Source organism: Pseudomonas parasichuanensis, from assembly GCF_021601385.1.
Lineage (GTDB): Bacteria > Pseudomonadota > Gammaproteobacteria > Pseudomonadales > Pseudomonadaceae > Aquipseudomonas > Aquipseudomonas parasichuanensis.
This window is the reverse complement of record NZ_BQHO01000026.1, coordinates 1-23483: the sequence shown is the minus strand read 5'-3', so window position 1 is coordinate 23483 and position 23483 is coordinate 1. Positions and strand designations below refer to the sequence as shown.

Annotated in this window: 24 protein-coding genes; 18 read left to right on the top strand and 6 right to left on the bottom strand. The window is 66.1% G+C overall.

Going from position 1 to position 23483, the window contains the following annotated elements; translation table 11 throughout:
- The first annotated feature begins 88 nt into the window (after window positions 1–88).
- From prmA to L6D77_RS19315, 8 genes are all read left to right on the top strand, one after another.
- Entirely contained in the window at window positions 89–967 is an 879-nt protein-coding gene (gene prmA, locus L6D77_RS19350) for a 50S ribosomal protein L11 methyltransferase (RefSeq protein WP_232884658.1), read from the top strand.
- Window positions 968–1009: 42 nt separating this feature from the next.
- Complete coding sequence (locus L6D77_RS19345; RefSeq protein WP_232884659.1) at window positions 1010–2350, top strand: DUF3426 domain-containing protein; 1341 nt, start codon at window positions 1010–1012, stop codon at window positions 2348–2350.
- 175 nt (window positions 2351–2525) lie between these two features.
- Window positions 2526–3539 (top strand): tRNA dihydrouridine synthase DusB, encoded by a 1014-nt coding sequence (dusB, locus tag L6D77_RS19340; protein WP_110992941.1) that lies wholly within the window; start codon window positions 2526–2528, stop codon window positions 3537–3539.
- Entirely contained in the window at window positions 3536–3856 is a 321-nt protein-coding gene (gene fis, locus L6D77_RS19335; RefSeq protein WP_011535876.1) for a DNA-binding transcriptional regulator Fis, read from the top strand. The genes dusB and fis overlap by 4 nt, the downstream gene beginning before the upstream one ends.
- Before the next feature lie 78 nt (window positions 3857–3934).
- The gene (purH, locus tag L6D77_RS19330; RefSeq protein ID WP_232884660.1) at window positions 3935–5542 is read left to right on the top strand and encodes a bifunctional phosphoribosylaminoimidazolecarboxamide formyltransferase/IMP cyclohydrolase; all 1608 of its coding nucleotides are present in this window, start codon (window positions 3935–3937) and stop codon (window positions 5540–5542) included.
- A gap of 185 nt (window positions 5543–5727) precedes the next feature.
- Window positions 5728–7023 carry a phosphoribosylamine--glycine ligase gene (gene purD / locus L6D77_RS19325; protein WP_232884661.1) on the top strand — a complete coding sequence of 432 codons (1296 nt, stop codon included), beginning with the start codon at window positions 5728–5730 and terminating at the stop codon, window positions 7021–7023.
- 126 nt (window positions 7024–7149) lie between these two features.
- A complete protein-coding gene (locus tag L6D77_RS19320) occupies window positions 7150–9924 on the top strand; it encodes a hybrid sensor histidine kinase/response regulator (RefSeq protein WP_232884662.1) in 2775 nt (924 codons plus the stop codon).
- 266 nt (window positions 9925–10190) lie between these two features.
- Window positions 10191–10787, top strand: coding sequence for a MarC family protein (locus L6D77_RS19315; protein ID WP_232884663.1), 597 nt, complete (start codon window positions 10191–10193; stop codon window positions 10785–10787).
- Between the two features lie 6 nt (window positions 10788–10793).
- Here the strand turns inward: L6D77_RS19315 and L6D77_RS19310 are convergent, their stop codons facing one another.
- From L6D77_RS19310 to cobG, 6 genes are all read right to left on the bottom strand, one after another.
- On the bottom strand, window positions 10794–11417 hold the full coding sequence (locus L6D77_RS19310) for a hypothetical protein (protein WP_232884664.1): 624 nt from the start codon (window positions 11415–11417) through the stop codon (window positions 10794–10796).
- 93 nt (window positions 11418–11510) lie between these two features.
- On the bottom strand, window positions 11511–12197 hold the full coding sequence (locus L6D77_RS19305; RefSeq protein WP_232884665.1) for a hypothetical protein: 687 nt from the start codon (window positions 12195–12197) through the stop codon (window positions 11511–11513).
- 99 nt (window positions 12198–12296) lie between these two features.
- Window positions 12297–13988 (bottom strand): precorrin-3B C(17)-methyltransferase, encoded by a 1692-nt coding sequence (gene cobJ / locus L6D77_RS19300; protein WP_232884666.1) that lies wholly within the window; start codon window positions 13986–13988, stop codon window positions 12297–12299.
- Entirely contained in the window at window positions 13985–14719 is a 735-nt protein-coding gene (locus L6D77_RS19295; RefSeq protein ID WP_232884667.1) for a precorrin-2 C(20)-methyltransferase, read from the bottom strand. The genes cobJ and L6D77_RS19295 overlap by 4 nt, the downstream gene beginning before the upstream one ends.
- Window positions 14716–15342: a precorrin-8X methylmutase gene (locus L6D77_RS19290; RefSeq protein WP_153785772.1), complete on the bottom strand. Its 627-nt coding sequence runs from the start codon at window positions 15340–15342 to the stop codon at window positions 14716–14718. The genes L6D77_RS19295 and L6D77_RS19290 overlap by 4 nt, the downstream gene beginning before the upstream one ends.
- Complete coding sequence (gene cobG, locus L6D77_RS19285) at window positions 15335–16657, bottom strand: precorrin-3B synthase (protein ID WP_275094589.1); 1323 nt, start codon at window positions 16655–16657, stop codon at window positions 15335–15337. The genes L6D77_RS19290 and cobG overlap by 8 nt, the downstream gene beginning before the upstream one ends.
- Window positions 16658–16871: 214 nt before the next feature.
- Here cobG and cbiE point away from each other — a divergent pair, with 214 nt between their 5' ends.
- The 10 genes from cbiE to L6D77_RS19235 all read left to right on the top strand — a co-directional run.
- A complete protein-coding gene (cbiE, locus tag L6D77_RS19280) occupies window positions 16872–18083 on the top strand; it encodes a precorrin-6y C5,15-methyltransferase (decarboxylating) subunit CbiE (protein ID WP_232884669.1) in 1212 nt (403 codons plus the stop codon).
- The gene (locus L6D77_RS19275; protein WP_232884670.1) at window positions 18076–19170 is read left to right on the top strand and encodes a cobalt-precorrin-5B (C(1))-methyltransferase; all 1095 of its coding nucleotides are present in this window, start codon (window positions 18076–18078) and stop codon (window positions 19168–19170) included. Before cbiE ends, L6D77_RS19275 begins: the two co-directional genes overlap by 8 nt.
- Complete coding sequence (locus L6D77_RS19270; RefSeq protein WP_232884671.1) at window positions 19167–19895, top strand: cobalt-precorrin-6A reductase; 729 nt, start codon at window positions 19167–19169, stop codon at window positions 19893–19895. The genes L6D77_RS19275 and L6D77_RS19270 overlap by 4 nt, the downstream gene beginning before the upstream one ends.
- A gap of 85 nt (window positions 19896–19980) precedes the next feature.
- Window positions 19981–20211: a type II toxin-antitoxin system VapB family antitoxin gene (vapB, locus tag L6D77_RS19265; RefSeq protein ID WP_232884672.1), complete on the top strand. Its 231-nt coding sequence runs from the start codon at window positions 19981–19983 to the stop codon at window positions 20209–20211.
- Complete coding sequence (gene vapC, locus L6D77_RS19260; protein WP_232884673.1) at window positions 20211–20621, top strand: type II toxin-antitoxin system tRNA(fMet)-specific endonuclease VapC; 411 nt, start codon at window positions 20211–20213, stop codon at window positions 20619–20621. Before vapB ends, vapC begins: the two co-directional genes overlap by 1 nt.
- Before the next feature lie 78 nt (window positions 20622–20699).
- Entirely contained in the window at window positions 20700–21137 is a 438-nt protein-coding gene (locus tag L6D77_RS19255) for an NfeD family protein (RefSeq protein ID WP_232884674.1), read from the top strand.
- A 27-nt stretch (window positions 21138–21164) separates the two neighbouring features.
- On the top strand, window positions 21165–22019 hold the full coding sequence (locus L6D77_RS19250) for an SPFH domain-containing protein (RefSeq protein ID WP_232884675.1): 855 nt from the start codon (window positions 21165–21167) through the stop codon (window positions 22017–22019).
- 194 nt (window positions 22020–22213) lie between these two features.
- The gene (locus L6D77_RS19245) at window positions 22214–22603 is read left to right on the top strand and encodes a DUF2946 domain-containing protein (RefSeq protein ID WP_232884676.1); all 390 of its coding nucleotides are present in this window, start codon (window positions 22214–22216) and stop codon (window positions 22601–22603) included.
- A gap of 48 nt (window positions 22604–22651) precedes the next feature.
- Complete coding sequence (locus tag L6D77_RS19240; RefSeq protein WP_232884677.1) at window positions 22652–23137, top strand: copper chaperone PCu(A)C; 486 nt, start codon at window positions 22652–22654, stop codon at window positions 23135–23137.
- Between the two features lie 20 nt (window positions 23138–23157).
- A partial coding sequence (locus tag L6D77_RS19235; protein ID WP_236170111.1) for a DUF2946 domain-containing protein occupies window positions 23158–23483 on the top strand: 326 nt, incomplete at its 3' end.

The window sequence follows — 23483 nt, the reverse complement described above, 5'->3', positions numbered from 1 at the left end:
CACTCCCTTTTAGCGCCCGCCTGACGTAAACTGGCGCCCTTTCGCGCAGCCTCGGGCTGCCCCTGTCGATTTACCAAAGGTGCCCGCCATGCCCTGGCTGCAAGTACGCCTGGCCATCAGCCCGGAACAAGCCGAAACCTACGAAGACGCCCTGCTGGAAGTGGGTGCTGTGTCGGTGACGTTCATGGATGCCGAAGACCAGCCGATCTTCGAACCGGACCTCAACACCACCCCGCTGTGGTCGCACACTCACCTGCTGGCACTGTTCGAGGCCGACACCCAGCCCGACGCGGTATTTGCCCACCTGACCCTGCTGACCGGCGCCACGCTGCCCGAGCACGAAGCCGAGGTGATCGAGGACCAGGACTGGGAGCGCAGCTGGATGGACAACTTCCAGCCCATGCGCTTCGGCCAGCGCCTGTGGATCGTGCCGAGCTGGCATGAGGCGCCGGAGAAGGACGCGGTCAACCTGCTGCTCGACCCGGGCCTGGCGTTCGGCACCGGCACCCACCCGACCACCGCGCTGTGCCTGGAATGGCTCGACGGCCAACAGCTGCAAGGCACCCAGGTGCTGGACTTTGGCTGCGGCTCGGGCATCCTCGCCATCGCCGCGCTGCTGCTCGGCGCCCGTGAAGCAGTCGGCACCGACATCGACGTGCAGGCGCTGGAAGCCTCGCGCGACAACGCCCAGCGCAATGGCATCGCCGACGAAAAATTCCCCCTGTACCTGCCCGAGCACATGCCGGCCATGCAGGCCGACGTACTGGTCGCCAACATCCTGGCAGGCCCTTTGGTAGCGCTGGCACCGCAACTGTCCGGCCTGGTGCGCCCCGGTGGCCTGCTGGCACTGTCGGGCATCCTGGCCGAACAGGGTGAGGAAGTGGCCGCAGCCTACGCCGCCGACTTCGACCTGGACCCGATCGTCGTGCGCGATGGCTGGGTACGTATCAGTGGTCGTCGCCGCTAAGCACGCCTAGACTCAACACCTGCACAGCCCCCGGACCGCCGCATGACCGACAGTTTCGTCACCCAGTGCCCGCATTGCCAGACCAGCTTTCGCGTCACTCATCACCAGTTGAGCGTGGCGCGTGGCGTGGTGCGCTGCGGCAACTGCCTGCAGGTGTTCAACGCCGCCAAGCAGTTGCTGGAGCAGAATCGCGCGGCCACGGGGCAGCCAGCCGCCCCGGTCGCCGAACCTGAACAGGCGGCCGAGCTTGAACAGGCGGCCGAGCCGATAGTGGCGCCGGCCATCGAGCCTGCACCACCGGTCAAGCGGGATTGGGCCAGCACCGCCGAGGCGCTGGAGGACTTCGACCTCGACCAGGAACTGGCTCGCCTGGAGCGGCGCAGCCCGGGCGACCGGCGGGCCGCCACGCCAGCACCCACCTTGCATGCCCGCCGTGACGAGCATGGCGTCGACGAGCACAGCGACGAGCCGTTCGGCACCGCCACCGACGAGCCTGTCGAGCCCTCAGTGCAGCATACCGAGGCGCCGGTGCTGGTCGAGCAAGAGCCGCTGGACCTGGAACCGGCCGCCGACGAACGTACCGAGCCGACCCTGGGCAGCGCCCAGTTCGACCTGGATGACGAACCCGTCGTCAGCCATGAGCCACTCGACGATGACCTCGACGCCCCGGTCGAGCGCCTGTCCGGCCGCGACGAGCCGCTCCCCGTGCCCGGCCTGTCGGCACTGGACGACGATATCCGCAGCGTACGCCTGTCGGCCCGCGACGCCGACGACCTGGACGAACAACCCGACGAGCGCCTGGAACCGAGCCTGACGATCAAGCCCGAGCGCACACGCAAGGAGCCGCTGGTCGACGTGGTCGACGACCCGCTGCAACTGGGTTGGGAAAAACCGGCCCCGAACTGGGGCAAGCGCCTGCTGTGGGGGCTGCTGACGCTGCTGGCGGCCGCTTTGCTGGCGTTCCAGTACGTCTGGTACCACTTCGACGAAATGGCCCGCCAGGACCAGTACCGCCCGTGGTTCCAGCAGCTGTGCCCGATGGTCGGCTGCCAGGTGCCGACCCGCGTCGACATCTCGCGGATCAAGAGCAGCAACCTGGTGGTGCGCAGCCACCCTGACTTCAAGGGCGCGCTGATCGTCGACGCGATCATCTACAACCGTGCCCCCTTCGCCCAGCCCTTCCCGCTGTTGGAGCTGCGCTTCGCCGACCTCAATGGCCAGCTGATCGCCAGCCGGCGCTTCAAGCCCAGCGAGTACCTGTCGGGGGAGTTGGCCGGCCGCGGCGAGATGCCCAGCCAGACGCCGATCCATATCGCCCTGGACATCCTCGACCCGGGGCCGAAGGCGGTGAACTACAGCCTGAGCTTCCGTTCGCCGGAGTGATCCGGCCCTGCCCGGCGCCGGATCACCGGCGCCAACCGGCTGTCCCAAACCCCTGGGCATAACGCCGCAACTGTTCAGATTTTATCCAGATTCATCTTTATCCGGTCATCGAGAGCGGGTATCATGCCCACCCTTTTTCAACTCCATTGATTCGGCCCCACAACAGGGAACACCTATGTCGGCGGTACGCATCGGCCCATACACACTGCACAACAACCTGATCCTTGCGCCCATGGCCGGGGTCACGGACCAACCTTTCCGTACGCTGTGCAAACGCCTGGGGGCGGGCATGGTGGTGTCGGAAATGGTGTCCAGCGACATGAGCCTGTGGAACAGCCGCAAGTCGAGCCTGCGCCGCATCCACGAAGGTGATCCCGAGCCACGCTCGGTACAGATCGCCGGCGGTGATGCGCAGATGATGGCAGCCGCTGCACGGGCCAACGTCGAAGCCGGCGCCCAGATCATCGACATCAACATGGGTTGCCCGGCGAAAAAAGTCTGCAACAAGGCCGCCGGCTCTGCTTTATTGAGAGACGAAGCCCTGGTCAGCGAGATCCTCCACGCCGTGGTCGGCGCTGTCGAGGTACCGGTGACCCTGAAGATCCGCACCGGCTGGGACCGGGCGAACAAGAACGGCCTGAACGTGGCGAAGATCGCCGAACAGGCTGGCATCCAGGCGCTGGCGGTGCATGGCCGCACACGCGCCGACCTGTACACCGGTGACGCCGAGTACGACACCATCGCCGCGATCAAGCAGGCGGTGTCGATCCCGGTATTCGCCAACGGCGACATCACCTCGCCAGAAAAGGCCCGGGCGGTGCTGGACGCCACCGGGGTCGACGGCCTCTTGATCGGCCGTGCCGCCCAGGGGCGGCCGTGGATCTTCCGCGAGATCGAGCATTACCTGCGCACCGGCGAGCACCTGCCCGCCCCTGCGCTGGACGAAGTGGAACGCATTCTGCTGGAGCACCTGGCCGCGCTGCATGCCTTCTATGGCGATGTAATGGGCGTGCGGATCGCCCGCAAGCACGTTGGCTGGTACCTGGCAACCCGACCTGGCGGCAAGGAGTTCCGCAGCCAGTTCAACGCTTTGCAAGACACACAAGCGCAGTGCGCCAACGTTCAGGCCTATTTCGCCGAACGTCGACAGAGCCTTGGGACAGAGGACGAACAAGGGGTGGCCGCATGACGATGATGACCGAGACATTAGTGAGTGGAACAACGCCCGTGAGCGACAACGCCAACCTCAAGCAGCACCTGAACACGCCGAGCGAGGAGGGCCAGACCCTGCGCGACAGCGTCGAGAAGGCGCTGCACAACTACTTCGCCCACCTGGAAGGCGCTACCGTCACGGACGTGTACAACCTGGTGCTCTCCGAAGTCGAGGCGCCCCTGCTCGAATGCGTGATGAACTACGTCAAGGGCAACCAGACCAAGGCCAGCGAGATGCTCGGGCTCAACCGAGGCACGCTGCGCAAGAAGCTCAAGCAGTACGATCTGTTGTAAGGCCAGAACCCCAACCAAAAAGGCGCTCATGCAAAGAGGCGCCTTTTTTGCTGACTCCACCGCGTTATGGAATCTGAAATGACCGACCAGACTACCCGCCTGCCGATCCGCCGCGCTTTGATCAGCGTCTCCGACAAGACCGGGATCCTCGAATTTGCCCGTGAGCTGCAACAGCTCGGTGTCGAGATCCTGTCCACCGGCGGCACCTACAAGCTGCTCAAGGACAACGGCGTCAACGCGGTGGAAGTGGCCGACTACACCGGCTTCGCCGAAATGATGGACGGCCGGGTCAAGACCCTGCATCCGAAGATCCACGGCGGCATCCTTGGCCGTCGCGGCACCGACGACGCCATCATGAACGAGCACGGCATCAAGCCGATCGACCTGGTCGCGGTCAACCTGTACCCGTTCGAAGCCACCATCAGCAAGCCAGGTTGCGACCTGCCGACCGCCATCGAGAACATCGACATCGGCGGCCCAACCATGGTTCGTTCGGCAGCCAAGAACCACAAAGACGTGGCCATCGTGGTCAACGCCGGCGATTACGCCGGTATCGTCGAAGGCCTGAAGGCCGGTGGCCTGACCTACGCCCAGCGCTTCGACCTGATGCTCAAGGCGTTCGAGCACACTGCCGCCTACGACGGCATGATCGCCAACTACATGGGCACCATCGACCAGGCCAAGGACACCCTGAGCACCGAAGACCGCAGCGAGTTCCCGCGCACCTTCAACAGCCAGTTCGTCAAGGCCCAGGAAATGCGCTACGGCGAGAACCCGCACCAGAGCGCGGCGTTCTACGTGGAAGCCAAGAAAGGCGAAGCCAGCATTTCCACCGCCATCCAGCTGCAGGGCAAAGAGCTGTCGTTCAACAACGTGGCCGACACCGACGCGGCGCTGGAGTGCGTGAAGAGCTTCGTCAAGCCGGCCTGCGTCATCGTCAAGCACGCCAACCCGTGCGGCGTCGCGGTAGTACCGGAAAACGAAGGCGGCATCCGCAAGGCCTATGACCTGGCCTACGCCACCGACACCGAATCCGCGTTCGGCGGCATCATCGCCTTCAACCGCGAGCTGGATGGCGAAACCGCCCAAGCCATCGTCGACCGTCAGTTCGTCGAAGTGATCATCGCCCCGAAAATCTCCCAGGCTGCCCGCGACGTCGTGGCCGCCAAGCAGAACGTGCGTCTGCTGGAATGCGGCGAGTGGCCAGCCGAGCGTGCTGCCGGTTGGGACTTCAAGCGCGTCAACGGTGGCCTGCTGGTGCAGAGCCGCGATATCGGCATGATCACCGCCGATGACCTGAAGATCGTCACCAAGCGTGCGCCGACCGAGCAGGAAATCCACGACCTGGTGTTTGCCTGGAAAGTGGCCAAGTTCGTCAAGTCCAATGCCATCGTCTACGCCAAGCAGCGCCAGACCATCGGTGTCGGCGCCGGCCAGATGAGCCGCGTCAACTCCGCACGCATCGCTGCCATCAAGGCCGAGCATGCTGGCCTGCAGGTACAGGGTGCGGTCATGGCCTCGGATGCGTTCTTCCCGTTCCGTGACGGCATCGACAACGCGGCTAAAGTGGGTATCAGCGCGGTTATCCAGCCGGGTGGCTCGATGCGCGATGCCGAAGTCATCGCCGCTGCCGACGAAGCCGGTATCGCGATGGTGTTCACCGGCATGCGCCACTTCCGCCACTAATCAGATACCAGGCCGATCGCCGGCCCCGTGCAGGAGCGGCCTTGTGCCGCGAAAGGGCTGCAAAGCGGCCCCAGGATTCAAGCTTCAACACAGAAATCCCGGGACCGCTCTGCGGTCCTTTCGCGACACAAGGCCGCTCCTACAGGGGAACGGGATCGCCGCAAAACAGATTTCGAGGTTCTTACATGAAAGTTTTGATCATCGGCAGCGGCGGCCGTGAGCACGCCCTGGCGTGGAAAGTCGCCCAGGACCCACGGGTCGAGAAAATCTTCGTCGCTCCGGGCAACGCCGGCACCGCCACCGAAGCCAAGTGTGAAAACGTCGCCATCGACGTGACCGCCCTGGAGCAACTGGCCGACTTCGCCGAGAAAAACGTCGACCTGACCATCGTCGGCCCCGAGGCCCCACTGGTCATCGGCGTGGTCGACCTGTTCCGCAGCCGCGGCCTGGACTGCTTCGGCCCGACCAAGGGCGCCGCCCAGCTGGAAGGCTCCAAGGCCTTCACCAAGGACTTCCTGGCCCGCCACAAGATCCCGACCGCCGACTACCAGAACTTCACCGAGATCGAGCCGGCCCTGGCCTATCTGCGTGAAAAAGGCGCGCCGATCGTGATCAAGGCCGACGGCCTGGCCGCCGGTAAAGGCGTGATTGTCGCCATGACCCTGCAGGAAGCCGAAGATGCCGTGCGCGACATGCTCGCCGGCAATGCCTTCGGTGAAGCCGGCTCGCGCGTGGTGATCGAAGAGTTCCTCGACGGCGAAGAAGCCAGCTTCATCGTCATGGTCGACGGCCACAACGTGCTGCCAATGGCCACCAGCCAGGACCACAAGCGCGTCGGCGACCAGGACACCGGCCCGAATACCGGCGGCATGGGTGCCTACTCCCCGGCCCCGGTGGTCACCGCCGACGTGCACCAGCGCGTGATGGACCAGGTGATCTGGCCGACCGTGCGCGGCATGGCCGAGGAAGGCAACGTCTACACCGGCTTCCTCTACGCGGGCCTGATGATCGACAAGGCGGGCAACCCCAAGGTCATCGAGTTCAACTGCCGCTTCGGCGACCCGGAAACCCAGCCCGTCATGCTGCGCCTGGAGTCGAGCCTGGTGCTGCTGATCGAAGCCGCCTTCGCCAAGGCCCTGGACAAGGTCGAAGCACAGTGGGACCCGCGCCCGAGCCTGGGCGTGGTACTGGCTGCCGGCGGCTACCCGGGTGACTACGCCAAGGGCGCGGCAATCAGCGGCCTGGACGCTGCCGCCAAGCTCGAAGGCAAGGTGTTCCATGCCGGTACCGCGCTCAAGGATGGCCAGGTGGTCACCGCCGGTGGCCGCGTGCTCTGCGCCACCGCCATGGGCGATACCGTCGAGGCCGCCCAGCAACAAGCCTACCGCCTGGCCGAACAGGTCAAGTGGCAAGGCAGCTTCTACCGCAGCGACATCGGCTACCGGGCCATTGCCCGCGAGCGCGGTGAACACCAGCAGTAATGCTGTCGCCCAGGGCCGTCGCGCACGGCCCTCGGCTCGTCGGCCAGGCCCCACGGGGCCTTGCCTTCGCCTTGGCGCGCCGCGCATAGTTGCTATCCGGCACATTAGCTAAGAAGGGATTTCGTCGTGCGTCGGCTTCGGATTGCCACAGCCCTGATCATCAGCCTGCTGACCCTGTTCTGCCTGCTCCCGGCTGCGGCCGAAGACGCCGGCGGGTGGTCGGCGCTGCTCGATGAACAGGCCAATCTGCAGCTTTCCGACGTGCGCTCCGAGCGTTACCGCAACCAGTTCAGCCCCCTGCCGCTCGACGAACTGGACGCTGCCCTCCCCGACCAGGCCCTGTGGCTGCACTACCGCCTTGAACCGGGCGAGCAGGAGCAGTTGCTGCGCATCTTCGCCCCCGACCTGTCACGCATCGACCTCTACGCCCTCGAAGGCGGCAAGCTGCTGCGCCAGTTGCACCACGGGCGCCAGGGCGAAGCCAGCACCCTGTCGGTCCATGGCAGCGACCACGTATTGCCACTGCCACGCAGCAGCCAGGCGGTGGATGTGTACCTGCGGCTGGTGTCGGAACACCAGCTGCGCCCAGCCATCAGCCTGGAGCCTGCCGCCCAGGCCGCCGCCGACCAGCGCCAGCCGCTGCTGTTCGGCCTGCTGTTCGGCGGCCTGCTGATGCTGATCCTGCACAACCTGATCCGCTTCGCCTACAGCCGCTCCAGCACCACCCTGATCCTGGCGCTCTACCACGCCCTGATGCTGCTCAGCGCACTCATTCTGCTCAACCTCAGCGGCCCCTGGTGGCACCTGTGGTACAGCGCCCAGACCCCAGCCGCCTACCTGACCCTGGTGCTGGCCGGGCTGGCCGGCCTGTATTTCACCCTGCACTTCTTCGCCCCCTGCAGTTCGGCACGCCTTAACCGCCTGCTGCACGGGGAAATGCTGGTGGCCGCGGTCAGTGGCCTGGTGCTGCTGTTCGTCGACACCCTGCCGCTGAACCTGATGACCTACGCCCTGCTGGCCCTGGGCAGCCTGAGCATGCTGCTGGTCAGCAGCTATCACTGGTACAAGGGCTACGGGCCGGCGCGGCTGTTTGCCCTGGCCATGCTGGTGTACAACATCGGCGGCCTGGTGCTGCTGCCGGCGCTGCTGGGCCTTACGCGCACCCCCACGCCCTGGCTGCTGTGCATCCTGATGGTACTGACGGTGGTCAGCGGCCTGCTGCTCAACCTGGCGGTCAGCGAGCGCCTGCGGCGCATCAGCGAGGAGCGCTTCCGCGCCAGCCGCGCCCTGGCCGCCAGCGACGCCGAGATCAACGCCAAGGCCGAGTTCCTGGCCAAGATCAGCCACGAGATCCGCACCCCCATGAACGGCGTGCTGGGCATGACCGAGCTGCTGCTGGGCACGCCGCTGTCGGTCAAGCAACGCGACTACGTGCAGACCATCCACAGCGCCGGCAACGAACTGCTGACGCTGATCAACGAGATCCTCGACATCTCCAAGCTCGAATCACGGCAGATCGAACTGGACGACGTGCAGTTCGACCTCAACGCCTTGATCGAAGACTGCCTGAACATCTTCCGGGCCAAGGCCGAGCAGCAGAACATCGAGCTGATCAGCTTCACCCAGCCACAAGTGCCACGGGTGGTCAGCGGCGACCCGACCCGCCTGCGCCAGGCCCTGTCGAGCCTGCTCGACAATGCCCTGAAAAACACCGAGCAGGGCGAGATCCTGCTGGTGGTGGCCCTCGACCAGCGTGGCGACACCCCGCGCCTGCGCATTGCCGTGCAGGACAGCGGCGCGCCCATGGCGCCGGCCGAACGCGACGCCTTGCTGCAGGCCGAACTGCACAGCCGCCACTTCCTCTCCAGCAACAAGCTCGGCGGCCACCTCGGGCTGGTGATCGCCAAGCAACTGATCGGCCTGATGCAGGGCGAGTTCGGCATCAAGACCAGCACCAGCATGGGCAACACGCTGTGGCTGACCCTGCCACTGGACCCTCAGCGCCTGGAGCAACCGCCTGCCGACCTCGACGGCCCGCTGCGCGACGCACGGGTGTTGGTGGTCGACGACAATGACACCTGCCGCAAAGTCCTGGTGCAGCAATGCAGCGCCTGGGGCATGAACGTCAGCGCCGTGCCGTCCGGCAAGGAGGCACTGGCCCTGCTGCGCACCAAGGCGCACCTGCGCGACTATTTCGACGTGGTGCTGCTCGACCAGAACATGCCCGGCATGACCGGCATGCAACTGGCGGCGAAGATCAAGGAAGACCCTAGCCTCAATCACGACATCCTGGTGGTCATGCTCACCGGCATCAGCAATGCGCCGAGCAAGGTCATCGCGCGCAATGCCGGGGTCAAGCGCATCCTCGCCAAGCCCGTGGCCGGCTACACGCTCAAGACCACGCTGGCCGAAGAGCTGGCCCTGCGCGGCCGCGAACTGGCCGCACCGCCCTTGCCACCGGGGACTCAGCAGCCGCTCGACCTGCCGCACGATTTCCGCGTACTGGTGGCCGAGGACAACAGCATCTCGACCAAGGTCATCCGCGGCATGCTCGGCAAGCTGAGCCTCGAACCGGACACCGCCAGCAACGGTGAAGAGGCCCTGCAGGCGATGAAGGCCAAGCGCTACGACCTGGTGCTGATGGACTGCGAAATGCCGGTGCTCGACGGTTTTTCCGCCACACAACAGCTGCGTGCCTGGGAAACCGCCAACCAACGCCCGCGCACCCCGGTGGTGGCGCTGACCGCGCACATCCTCGCCGAACACAAGGAGCGCGCACGCCTGGCCGGCATGGACGGGCACATGGCCAAGCCGGTGGAGCTGTCGCAGCTGCGAGAGTTGATCCAGCACTGGGCGGGGCATCGCCAGGTGGTGTCCGGCGACACCACGCAGATCCTGTAGGAGCAACTGTCTTGCTCAGATTCTAAAAAAGCCTACGCGATCCCTGTGGGAGCGGCGGTTCGCCGCTGCGACTTGCCCGCGAACACCGGCGAAGCCGGTGCCATCCACCGCGTCGCCTGCTTCGCGGCTAAAGCCGCTCCCACAGGGGATCGCGGTGCGGGTGCTGGCAATGTTCCCTGCACGACAGCGCAGCCCGCAGGGTTGGGGGATCTCCTACAGGATCCGTGCTATACAGTTGCCACTCTACCCCGCCGCGGACCCACCCCATGCTCCATGAGTTGTTCAGCGTCTACCTGAAAATGCTCGTGCTCTACAGCCCGTTCTTCGTGCTGTCGTGCTTCATCAGCCTGACCCGCGGCCACTCCAGCAAGGAGCGCAAGCAACTGGCCTGGCGCGTGGCCATCGCCACCCTGATCGCCAGCGTGCTGCTGTACCTGTTCGGGCGGGTGATCTTCGGCGTGTTCGGCATCACCGCCGACGCCTTCCGTATCGGCGCGGGCTCGGTGCTGTTCATCTCGGCGCTGGCCATGGCCCAGGGCAAGTCGGCGGTCCAGACCGACAACGTGCAGCAGGACGTGACCATCGTGCCGCTGACCATCCCGCTGACCGTCGGCCCGGGCACCATCGGTGCGCTGCTGGTGATGGGCGTGAGCCAGCCGCACTGGGACGACAAGCTGCTGGCCATTGTCAGTATTGCCCTGGCCAGCTTCACCGTGGGCCTGGTGCTGTACCTCTCGCACCGTATCGAACGGCTGCTTGGCGACCAGGGCCTGCAGATCGTCAGCCGGCTGATGGGCCTGTTCGTCTGCGCACTGGCGGCGCAGATTATCTTCACCGGGATCAAGGGCTACATGGTGCCGTAACGCGCCTCAGCACTCGAAGGACAGGATCTGCTGCCGGGCGACCTTTTCCAGGCGTTGCTCCACCAGGCTGCGATACGCCTGGTCGAACAAGCGCGTATTGAAGCGCACCAGCTCCGCCTGCACCCGTGTCGCTTCACGATTGCGCAGCAAAAAACCGGTGTTGAGCATGTCGCGTTCGCAGTGTTCGCGATAGAGCACCAGATCCACATATCCCGGCTTGCTGGGCGCACACGGCAACAGTTGGAAAACCCCACGTTCCCGGGTTCGCTGCTCGAAATTGAGCAACGCCCATTCGTTCTCGGCCAACCCCGCCATCGCCAGGCCCAGCACAGTCGAGTAACGCTCGCCCGCGGTGGCATCGATCCGTCGCAGCGCGGCATTGACGATGCCAGGGCGCTCGAGCCCAGGCCAATGCTCCTGCTCGGCCGACAAGGCATCCCATCCATAAAACTGCAGTTGCCTGCGGTAATGGTTGAACCAGTCAGTCACCAACCCTTGGTCATGGTCGGTGCGCGTCACGCGCTCGGCCATCAACGCTGCCAGTTGCACCGCGCTACGCTGCGCAGCGGTAACGCCAGGCAAGAATGCGAGCAGGCTGCTACCCGCCACTGCCGCTCTGTGCTTGTCCATGATGCGTGCTCCCTTGTCAGCACCCGGCCCTTGTCTGCCGGGCAGGCCTGGCCACCGCCGCAGCCATAGCGGGCGGCAACCAAGGCTCATGGATCAGATTTCGTATTGCAGCACGTTCTCGAAACGACGATCACCCAAGCGCGCCTCCACATGCTCGCGCACACGGGCGTAGTGATGGTTGTTGAAGGTCAGCAGCGCGGTGCCCGAGTAGTGGTAGGTGCCGGTGCTTTTCCATTCGAAGGCCACGGTATCCAGGTCGCGGTTCATGCCTTTGGTGCTGACGGCGGTATGCACCATCATCAGTTGACCGTCGTCGGTTTCAAGGCAAGCCGCCAGGCCAATGGTCCCGACCAGCCTGTCCTTGAAGTTGTGTTTGAAGATGTCCTGGGCCTCGGTGATTTGTCCCAGGCCTTCAAGGGCAGCCTCGGCCACTTTGCCGATAGCGTCGGCTATTGGGCCACCGAATGCGGCCTGGCCGACAACCCGCATGGCTTTAAAGGCGACGGCGCCCACGGTGAGCGACTGCGATTCAGACATCTCGCGCTCGTAGGTACGACGCACGGTCAGCCAGCCCAAGTCCTCCATCACTTTCAGGTTCTGCTTGTACCACGCCTCGCTCTGGTGCTCGCCATCATAGAGTTTGGAGGCCACCAGCGAGGCGAACTGGTAGGCATTCATGACATCGGTGCGATTCTGCAGGTTCATGCCGGCAGCGAAAGCCATCAGCGATTGCTCGACGACGGCGGCAGAATTGGTATCGGAAATCAGGTTATTGCTCATCATGCATATCCTTGAGTCAGAACCCGGCGGATGCCGGGTGAGACTCGAAGGCTATGCAGGTCAGAATGCGCCGTTCAGCAGGTCAGCCTTCCTTGCAGGTCAGGCTTTCGCAGGGTACCAACGCGGGGTGTAGACCCACTCGCGGCCATCGGCACGGGGGAAGGTGCAGGTGGTCGACGAGCCGACCAGTACCATGGTGCGCATGTCGACCATCTCCGGCTCCAGCTCGCCCAGCGTGACGGTCCTCAGGGTCTGCCCCGGCCTACCGATATCACGCCCCAGCACCACCGGCGTATGGGCCTCGCGATGGCGACGCACCACTTCCAGTGCATGACCCAGCTGATGCGGCCGCGACTTGGAAATCGGGTTGTAGAACGCCAGCACCAGGTCAGCCTGGGCCGCCAGCTCGAGGCGCTTCTCGATGATCGACCACGGTTTGAGGTTGTCCGACAGGGACATCACACAGAAATCATGGCCCAGCGGCGCACCGGCTTGCGCGGCGGTGGCCAGCGACGCCGAAACGCCCGGCAGGATCTGCAGGTCAACCCGTTGCCAGCCCAGGTCACTTGATTCATGCAGCGCTTCGAGCACTGCAGCGGCCATGGCGAACACGCCCGGGTCGCCCGACGACACCACCACCACCGAGCGCCCCTGAGCCGCCAGCTCGAACGCATGGCGGGCGCGCTGCATCTCTTCGCGGTTGTCGGTGCAGTGCAGTACCTGGTCGTCGCGGAACGGGCCGGCCATGCGCACGTAGGTTTCATAGCCCAACACATCCTGGGCGCGGGCCAGTTCAGCCTTGACCGCCGGCACCATCAAATCGGCAGCACCAGGGCCCAGGCCGATCACGGCCAGGCGACCACGGCGGCGCCCCAGTTGCGCGCTGTCGACCGGCGTTCCAGCAACCGCCACAGCCAACCCGGCGTGGGTTTCGACGCGCGCCTGCGGCAGCGTATCGACCAGCATCTGCTCAAGGCTGCTGGCCGCAGGGGCGAAGCGCAGGGCAACGCCAAGCGCCTGGGCAGCCTCGTGCAAGGCCGGCTCGGCCATGTCGGCCTCGCTCGCCAGCAGGCAAGCCAGCGCCGCTTCGGCGATACCCGCCGCCTGCAAGGCGTCACGCACCTGCCGGGCCAGGTCGGCGCCACCGGCCGTAACCGCCACCACCACACAACGCGCATGGATCACCAGCTCGTCCCGGTTGGCCGGGCGCGCGGCACTGCCCACATGGAGGGTGCGTTGCGCGTTGTCGCTGACCGGCAGCTGCGCCTGGTCGAGCCAAGGCGCATGGCCTTCGATGCGCAGCGCTTCACCGGCCAGCAGGTCCGAGACGAACCGCTTGCCCTGCTCCAGGTCCGCCAGGGCATAGCCCTCGGGCGGGTTGAGCAGGCAGGTGCCAAAGCGCAGTTCACCGCTGGTGGTGATCGCGGCGTTCACGCCCAGGGCCTCGGCGATGTCCCGGGCCATGCCATTGACCCCCCCCAGCCCGCCGAGCAGCGGCACCACGGCACTGCCATCCTCGGCCACGGCCAGCACCGGCGGCTCGCTGCCTTTCTCGTCGAGCAGCGGCGCCAGGGTGCGGATCACGATACCGGCGGCGCACAGGGCGATGATCGGGGTGTCCTGCCGATACAGCGCCCGCAGGGTGTCGCCGAATGCGCTGTAGTAGCGCTCGGCCCCCTCCACGCGCCCTTGCAGGCCATGGATCACGGCCTGTGGATAACGTTGCTGGATGCGCTGCGCGGTCGCCAGGCTGCCGGGGCCAAGAATGACGATGGCCGGTGCGTTGTTCATCCCTGCCATTTTTCACCCGGCACGATGATCAGCGAGAAGTACGGCGAGGACTGTGGGTCTACCTCGTCCAACGGCACGATTTTCTGGTTGGCCATGGTCGCCCGCTCGACGTACAACGCGCGGCCCTCCATGCCCAGCTCGGTGAGCACCTGGCGAACCTTGGGGAAGTTGCGCCCCAGCTTCATGATCACCGCCGCGTCGGCGTCGGCCAGGCGGCGCTGGAGCTCGTCGGCAGGCAGCACGCCGGAGAGCACGGTCAGGGTCTGGTTGCGATACACCAGCGGCGCGCCCAGTACCGAGGCACCGCCAAGCATCGAGCAGACGCCGGGGATCACCTGGGCCTCATAGCGCGAGGCCAGGCGGTCGTGCAGGTACATGTAGGAGCCGTAGAAGAACGGATCGCCCTCGCAGATCACCGCCACATCGCGCCCGGCATCCAGGTGTTCGGCCACCTGCACACTGGCTTCGTCGTAGAAGTCGCTGATCACCTGCTCGTAGGACAGCGGTGCCGGCAGCGCCTCGGTGGTCACCGGGTACACCAGCGGCAGCAGGGTCTGCTCGGCCTGCAGGTGCGCCTCGATGATGCCGAAGGCGTTGCCACGCTTGCCCTTGGCCACGAAGTACGCCACCACCGGCGCTTCACGCAGCAGGCGCAGGGCCTTGACCGTGATCAGTTCAGGGTCGCCCGGGCCCACGCCCAGGCCCAGCAGTCGTCCGCGTGCGTGCATCATTCCACCTCCGTGGCGAGGGCATTGACCGCGGCGGCGGCCATGGCGCTACCGCCCAGGCGGCCCTGCATGATCACGAAGGGCACGCCGCGGCTGTCGGCGGCGAGCATGGCCTTGGACTCGGCAGCACCGACGAAACCGACCGGGAAACCGAGGATCAGCGCAGGCTTGGGTGCACCGGCATCGATCATTTCCAGCAGGTAGAACAGCGCGGTCGGCGCGTTGCCGATCACCACCACGCTGCCCTCAAGGTGCGGGCGCCACAGCTCCAGGGCCACCGCCGAGCGGGTGTTGCCTTCAGCCTTGGCCAGGTCTGGCACGCTGGGGTCGCGCAGGGTGCAGATCACCGGGTTGTTCGCCGGCAGGCGCGCGCGGGTGATGCCTTCGGCGACCATGTGCGCGTCACACAGGATCGGCGCGCCCTTGGCCAGGGCTTCACGCCCGGCAGTGCCGGCGCCTTCGGAGAACTGCAGGCCATCGATGGCCTCGACCATGCCGCAGGCATGGATCACCCGTACGGCGAGCTTTTCCAGGTCGGCGGGAATGCGCTCGAGCCGGGCCTCCTCGCGAATGATGCGGAAGGAATTGCGATAGATCTCCTGACCATCGCGGATGTAGTCAATCATCAAGGTGCTCCGTCGGCAGGTCGAGCATGGCGCCTGCTTCTTCTGGGGTGAGGTTGGCGCCGCGCAACCGGCCGAAACCCGGCAGGCGCGCGTCGCGCAAGTAAAGGTCGTAACGGCCCGGGGCCCGGGCCAGCAGGGTGGCCGGGGCGACATGGGCCACGGCGCAGGAACGGGGGCAGGCAGTCAGGTGCACGCTGGCGGGGGCGCCAGGGTGCAGCCGGGCGGCCAGGGCAACGGCGTCGGCCTTGGTGTCGGCCAGGGCCTTGGCACAACCGCTGGAGCCCGTGCAGGCGCTGACACGGGCCAATGGCTGGTCAGGGGCGCAGAGCAAGCCCAGCGCCGCGAGCCGATCGCGGGCGGCGTCGATCTGCGCAGGGTCGAGGGAGGTCAACACCAGGCTCTGCCAGGGGCTCAGGCGCAGGCTGGCGTCCCCCCACTGCCGGGCGATGCGCGCAGCACCGCGCAACATGGCCGGGGTCAGCCGCCCCAACGGCGGTGCCACGCCGAGGGCCACACCTTGGCGCTGCGCCAACACGCCCAACCAGGCGCCCAGTGCCTCGGCTCGCCGCCAGCTCAACACAGCATCGTCGCGGCGGATGTCCAGCCCGTCGATGAACTGCTCGACGCTGCAGGTCGTCAGCAACTGGCGCATGCGCGACTGCTCGGGCGTGGCCAGGTCGAGGAAGCGTGCAAGCACTGCCCTTACCAGCGCCAACCCCTGCTCCACCGGCACCGCGCCCACTGGCTGGCCGACCGGGCAGCCAGCCAGGCCGAATACCAGCCAGGTGCGCTGCTCGAACTGCGCGGCGGACAGCCACAGGTCATGGGGGTGTTCAAGCATCGCCAGCCCCTCGCCGCCGTCGAGCTGCACGGCGAACTTGGCCGACAGCTCATGGAAGCGTGGTGTGCCTTCGAGCAGCTCGAGGATCTGCCCGGCCAATGGCCGGGTGTCGAGCAGCAGGCTGGGGTCGAGCCCGGCCAGCGGGCTGAGCATCAGGTTGCGCACATCGTCGCCGGCCGCCTCGCGCGGGCCCAGGCCCGCTGCCAGCAGGTATTCGACCAGCCCGCGGTGGTCGTCGCCGATGCCACGGATCTGCAGATTGGCGCGGTTGGTGGCCTCGATCACCCCACCGGCGAAGCGCTCGGCGGCGTCGGCCACCGCGTCGGCCTGGTCGGCCAGCAGCAGGCCGCCGGGCAGCTTGATCCGGCAGATGCCGCCGTCGCGCGCGGCGACGATGCGCCACAACCCCGGGCAGGCCGAGGGACGGGGTGAGAGGTCGGGGGGCAGGGCCTGCTTCAAAGGGGCATCCGGCAATCGTGAAAGTGCGCTTCAGTGTAGAAGGCGCGGTATTATGCCTGCTTTGTCCGGCGGCATGAAAAGCCGGTGGTCGAACACAGAATTCCGGGGGCTGCTGCGCAGCCCTTTCGCGGCACAAGGCCGCTCCTACAGGTATTCACGACCCCCTGTAGGAGCGGCCTTGTGCCGCGAAAGGGGCGCAAAGCGCCCCCATACGCTCTAAGAGGACTCCATGGCCCCCTGGCTCACCATAGTAGGCATCGGCGAAGACGGCTTCAGCGGCCTGGGCAAGCAGGCCCGACGCGCCCTGCTGGCGGCCACGCACATCGTCGGCAGCCCGCGCCAGCTGGCCCTGCTGCCCCACTGCTCAAGCGCCAAGCAGATCCACTGGCCAAGCCCGTTCACGCTGGAGCCGGTGATGGCCCTGCGCGGCCAGCCAGTGTGCGTGCTGGCCAGTGGCGACCCGATGTTCTACGGCGTGGGCGCCAGCCTGGCGCGCCAGCTGCCCAGCAGCGAGATGCAAGTGCTGCCAATGCCCTCCTCCTGCGCCCTCGCCGCCGCCCGCCTCGGCTGGCCTTTGCAGGACGTGCAGGTAGTCTCTGTGGTCGCCCGCCCGCTGGCCGCGCTCAATGCCCACCTGTTCAGCGGCCTTCGCCTGCTGGTGCTGAGCAACGACCAGCACAGCCCAGCCGCCATCGCAGCGCTGCTGCATGAACGTGGTTTCGGCCCCAGCCGCCTGCAGGTGTTCGAGCATCTGGGCGGGCCCCTGGAGCGCCAACTGAGCGGCACGGCCGAAGACTGGCCGCACACCGATATCGCCGCGCTGAACCTGGTCGCCATCGACTGCCAGGCCAGCGTCGACGCCCCGCGCCTGCCCCGCGTCGCCGGCTTGCCCGACAGCGCCTTGCGTCACGACGGCCAGTTGACCAAGCGCGATGTGCGCGCCATCACCCTGGCCCGCCTGGCGCCGCAGCCCGGCGAACTGCTGTGGGACGTGGGCGCCGGCTGCGGCTCGATCGGCATCGAGTGGATGCGCGCCCACCCCAGCTGCCGCACCCTGGCCATCGAGGCCGACGAAGGCCGTCAGGGTTTCATCGAACACAACCGCGACACCCTGGGCGTACCCGGCTTGCAGTTGATTCGCGGCAAGGCCCCGCAGGCGCTGCACGACCTGGAGCGCCCCGATGCGATCTTCATCGGCGGCGGCGTCACCCGCGAAGGCGTTTTGCCGCTGTGCTGGGAGCGCCTGCGCCCCGGCGGGCGGCTGGTGGCCAATGCCGTGACCCTGCAGAGCGAAGTGGCCCTGGCGCAGTTCCGCGAGCAGCATGGCGGCGAACTGACCCGTATCCATATCGCCCACACCCAGCCGTTGGGCAGCTTCGACACCTGGCGCCAGGCGCTGCCGATCACCCTGCTCGACGTGGTCAAACCCCTCGATGCGTGAAGAAACCCGCGAACAACCCGCGCCCCTGCGCAGCGGCCTGACCACCGGCAGCTGCGCCACCGCCACCAGCCTTGCGGCGGCGCGCCTGCTGCTGACCGCCCAGCACAACGATGCGGTGCACATCACCCTGCCCAAGGGCAAGGTGGTAGAGATGCGCCTGGAGTTCTGCCGCGCCACGGCAGAGGGCGCCGAGGCCGGCACCCTCAAGGATGCCGGTGACGACCCGGATGTCACCCATGGGGCACTGCTCTATAGCCAGGTGCGCCTGCTGGCCGAGCCCGGCATCCGCTTTGTCGCCGGGCAAGGCGTGGGTACCGTGACCCGCCCGGGCCTGGTGCTGGGCGTGGGCGAGCCCGCGATCAACCCGGTACCCCGGCGGATGATCAGCGAACACTTGCAGCAGCTGGCACACGAATGTGCCTACGCCGGTGGTTTCGAAGTCACGGTCAATGTCCGCGACGGAGAAGCCCTGGCCCTGAAGACCATGAACCCGCGCCTGGGCATCCTCGGCGGCCTGTCGATCCTCGGCACCAGCGGCATCGTCCGGCCGTTCTCCTGCGCGGCCTATATCGCCTCGATCCATCAAGGTATCGATGTGGCCCACACCAACGGCTACACCCACATCGCCGCGTGCACCGGCAACGCCAGCGAGGACACCATGCGCCGGGTGTACGGCCTGCCCGAAATCGCCCTGATCGAGATGGGCGACTTCGTCGGCGCCGTGCTCAAGCACCTGCGCAAGGTACCGGTGCCGCGCCTGAGCCTGTGCGGCGGCTTCGGCAAGATCAGCAAACTGGCCGCCGGGCACATGGACCTGCACAGCCGCCATTCGAGCATCGACCTGCCGCAGCTGGCCGGCTGGGCCGCCGACATTGGCGCCGATGCAACCTTGCAAGCGGCTATCGTCGACGCCAACACCAGCCAGCAGGCCCTCGCCCTGGCCCTTGCCGCCGGTATCGCCCTGGGCGACGAGGTCTGCCGCCACGCGCTGGCCTTCGCCCGCAGCGTGGTGCCGGCCCAGGTACAGGTGGAAGTGTTCGCCATCGACCGCCAGGGCGGCATCGTCGGCAAGGCGGGTGTGCAATGAACGGGCGCATCCTGCTGCTGGGCGGGGTGACCGAGGCCCTGGCCATCGCCCGCACACTCGGGCCGCAGCATGTCTACAGCCTCGCTGGCATCGGCCGGGTGCCCCAGGACCTGGCCTGCCAGGTGCGGGTCGGTGGCTACGGTGGCGCCGAGGGCCTGGCGCGCTACCTACGTGACGAAGGTATCAACCTGCTGATCGACGCCACCCACCCGTATGCCGCGCAGATCAGCGCCAACGCCGCCCAGGCTGCGGCGCTGACCGGCACCACCTGCTGGGCCCTCAGGCGCCCGGCCTGGCAGGCGCAAGCGGGGGACGACTGGCGCGAGGTCGAGGGCTGGGCCGGGCTGATCGAGGCCCTGGCGCCCTTCCAGCGCCCGCTGTTCACCCTCGGGCGCGAGCCCCTGCAGCATCTGGACGAGATTCCTTCACACCAGTTCTGGACCCTGCGCGCCCTCGAAGCCTACCTAGGCAATGAGCGCTGCGAAGTGATTGGTGCACGGGGGCCGTTCCGTATCGACGATGAGCGCGCGCTGTTCGAGCGCCGGCAGATCGATGTGCTGGTGAGCAAGAACAGTGGCAGTACGGCGACTGAGCCGAAGCTGGAAGTGGCGCGTGAACGGGGGGTGCCGGTGCTGGTGCTCAAGCGGCCGATACTGCCCGCAGTCGATCAAGAGTTCTCAGACGTAAATCAATTGCTGGCGGCACTCGAGCTTCCCCGCCATTGAGCGGCCCGCAACGTATATCCCGTTGACATATACACAGTCGCGCATAAACTCCTGTCATACATTCGCGCTTTCAAGGAGGCACATCATGGAGCAAGGTGCAGTCTTCAAAAGCAACCGCAGCCAGGCCATCCGCATGCCTAAAGCACTTGCCCTTCCGGATAACGTCACCCGCGTGGATATCGTCGCGGTCGGGCGCTCACGCATCATTTCGCCCGCAGGCGAAGCCTGGGACAACTGGTTCGAAGGCGATGACGTGACAGCGGATTACATGGCCAGCCGAGAGCAACCTGCCGACCAGGAGCGCGAAGGATTCTGATGCTCAGGTACATGCTCGATACCAACATCTGCATCTTCACCATCAAGAACAAGCCGCAGGTCGTGCGTGAGGCGTTCAACCGCCATTACGGCCAATTGGCGATCAGCACCGTGACACTGATGGAGCTTGTCTACGGCGCAGAAAAGTCAGCAGCCCCAGCACGCAATCTTGCTGTGGTCGAAGGTTTCACTGCCCGGCTCGAAGTACTCGACTACGACACCCTTGGTGCGGCCCATACCGCCCAGTTGCGCGCGGAGCTGGCCAAGGCCGGAACACCCATTGGCCCTTATGACCAGATGATCGCCGGGCACGCCCGGGCACGTGGCCTGGTCCTGGTAACCAATAACCTGCGCGAGTTCCAGCGCGTTCCCGGCCTGCGTGTGGAAGATTGGCTGTCGACTTGCCGCTGACGCCCATGGCCACTCAATGGCCCTGTATCCTGATCTTGCCGTAAAATCACTCCCCCTCTACTGGAAGGCCCCACCCATATGGAAATGCAATGGTGGATCTGGCTCGTCTTCGGCGTGGCCCTGATCCTGCTGGAACTGGTGCTCCCCACCTTCTTCATTCTCTGGTTCGGCATCGGCGCCGTGCTGGTGTCGTTCATCGCGCTGCTCGCCCCCAGCCTGCAACTGGATATGCAAGGGCTGCTGTGGGTGGTGTTCTCGTCCATCACCACCGTGCTGTGGTTCAAGGTGTTGCGCCGCAAGAAGCCGGACGTGCGCTGGACCGCCGACAGCGTGATCGGCGAGGTCGGCCTTTTGACCGCCAGCGTCTCGCAGTTCCAGAAAGGCCGCGTGCGCTTCCAGAAGCCGATCCTCGGCAACGAGGAATGGACCTGCATCGCCGACAGCGATATCCCCGCCGGCGAGCGTGTGCGCCTGGCCGCCATCGAAGGCAACACCGCCCGGGTTACCCGGGCCTGAATCCGCACTAAAAGGAAGTTCGCAAACATGACCAGTCTCATCGTCGTCGCCACCCTCGCCGTATTCGTCCTGATCACCGTATTCAAAGGGGTACGCATCGTGCCCCAGGGCGAGGAATGGATCGTCGAGCGCCTGGGCCGCTACCACAGCACCCTCAAGCCCGGCCTGAACATCGTCATCCCGTACATGGACGTAGTCGCCTACCGCCTGCCGACCAAGGACATCATCCTCGACGTGCAGCAGCAGGAGATCATCACCAAGGACAACGCGGTGATCGTCGCCAACGCCCTGTGCTTCGCCAAGGTCGTGGACCCGCAGAAAGCCTCCTACGGCGTGCAGAATTTCTCGTTCGCCGTCACCAGCCTGACCATGACCTCGCTGCGCGCCATCGTCGGCGCCATGGACCTGGACGAAGCGCTGTCCAGCCGCGAGCAGATCAAGGCACGCCTGCGCGAGGCGATGTCCGAGCAGACCGAGGACTGGGGCGTGACCGTGCGCTCGGTGGAGATCCAGGACATCAAGCCATCGCCAAGCATGCAGACTGCCATGGAGCGCCAGGCCGCCGCCGAGCGTGAGCGTAAAGCCGACGTGACCCGCGCCGAAGGCAACAAGCAGGCCGCCATTCTCGAAGCCGAGGCACGCTTGCAGGCGGCCAAGCTGGATGCCGAAGCCCAGGTGAACCTGGCCGAGGCCTCGGCCCGGGCGATCACCCTGGTGAAGGAAGCGGTGGGCAGCGAGACCGTGCCGGCCATGTATCTGCTGGGTGAGCGCTACATTGGCGCGATGGAAAACCTGGCGAGCAGCGACAATTCGAAAGTCGTGGTGCTGCCGGCCGACCTGCAGGAAACCGTGCGTGGCCTGATGGGGCGCGGCAAGGCTTGAAATCGCCGGGGGCGCTTTGCGCCCCTTTCGCCGGCAAGCCGGCTCCCACAGGGTTCGCCGCAACACCTGTGGGAGCTGGCTTGCCAGCGAAAGGGCTGCAAAGCAGTCCCAGGTGCGGCACTTCACCGCACCCCGGCATTTTTACCTATACTCCGCCGTACAATAGCCACCACGATTCCTGACCGGATCTCTCCATGCCCCCACGTCGGCACATCGCCTGGATAGCCTGCCTTGCAGTGCTGTTCAACCTGCTGGCCATGCCGCTGTCTTCTGCCGCGCCCAAGGGCCCGGCCGAACAGCTGCTGTGGGGGGCTTTCTGTTCGAGCATGGCGAACAAGGCCAAGGTCGATGTACAGGCCCTGGCCAAGATCGACCTCGGCACGCAAAGCGATGACAGCGCCAGCATGATGAACTGCTGGTGCTGCTCGGGCGCGGCGCCTTTGCTGGCCTTGCCCAGCTACCCGCCACAACTGCACATCCCGCCGTTGCTGCAGGCCGGGCACATCCCACACCTCGCCGACTACCAGCCCACGCCGCGCCAGTTATGGCCCGCGCTCAATCCCCGTGCCTCTCCGCTGGCCTGATGTTCACTACGCTGCCCATCAGAACCTGAACAGACCGGAGATTCACCCATGCTCAAGCAAGCCCTTGTCCTGGCCGCCCTGCTGCTGCCCGGCGCCTATGCCAACGCCCACGAATACAGCGTCGGCGACCTGCACATTGCCCACCCCTGGTCGCTGGAACTGCCGCCGAACGCACCCAACGTGGCGGCCTACTTCGTGGTGCACAACAACGGCAAGGCCGATGACCGCCTGCTCTCGGTGGACAGCCCCATCACCAATGACGCCCAGTTGCACGAGCACGTGATGAGCGCCGCCGGCGCCATGAAGATGCAACACGTGCAAAGCGTAGCGGTGCCGGCCGGCAAGGATGTGGTGTTCGCCCCCAGCGCCTACCACGTGATGATCATGCAGCCCAAGGACCGCAGCCTGCTCACCGACGGCAAGCGCTTCCCGCTGACCCTGCACTTCGAAAAAGCCGGTGACGTCACCGTCGACGTCGCGGTGCAGAAGCAGCCGCCGGCCGACCAGCCAGCCTCGCACGAACACGCACACTGATCAGCTGACAGGCGCTCGCCATGAGCCTGCCGCGCAACAGCTCCGTGCGCAGCACCCACCCTGATCGCAGGCGCGTCGGTGGCGGCTGGCTGAGCCTGTTCGCCATGTGGATGATCTTCATCGGCCCACTGGTTTCCCAGTCGATGCCGATGGAGCACCACGCCGGCATGTCCATGCCGATGGACATGTCGATGGCCATGCCCATGGCGCATGACCACGATCATCACCAAGGCCACGGCAACGATGGCCAGCTGCATGTGATGTGGGAAAAGTGCGGTTACTGCAGCCTGCTGTTCAACTGCCCCGCCCTGCCCCAAACCCTCAGCCCGCTCACGGCGGGCAGCGT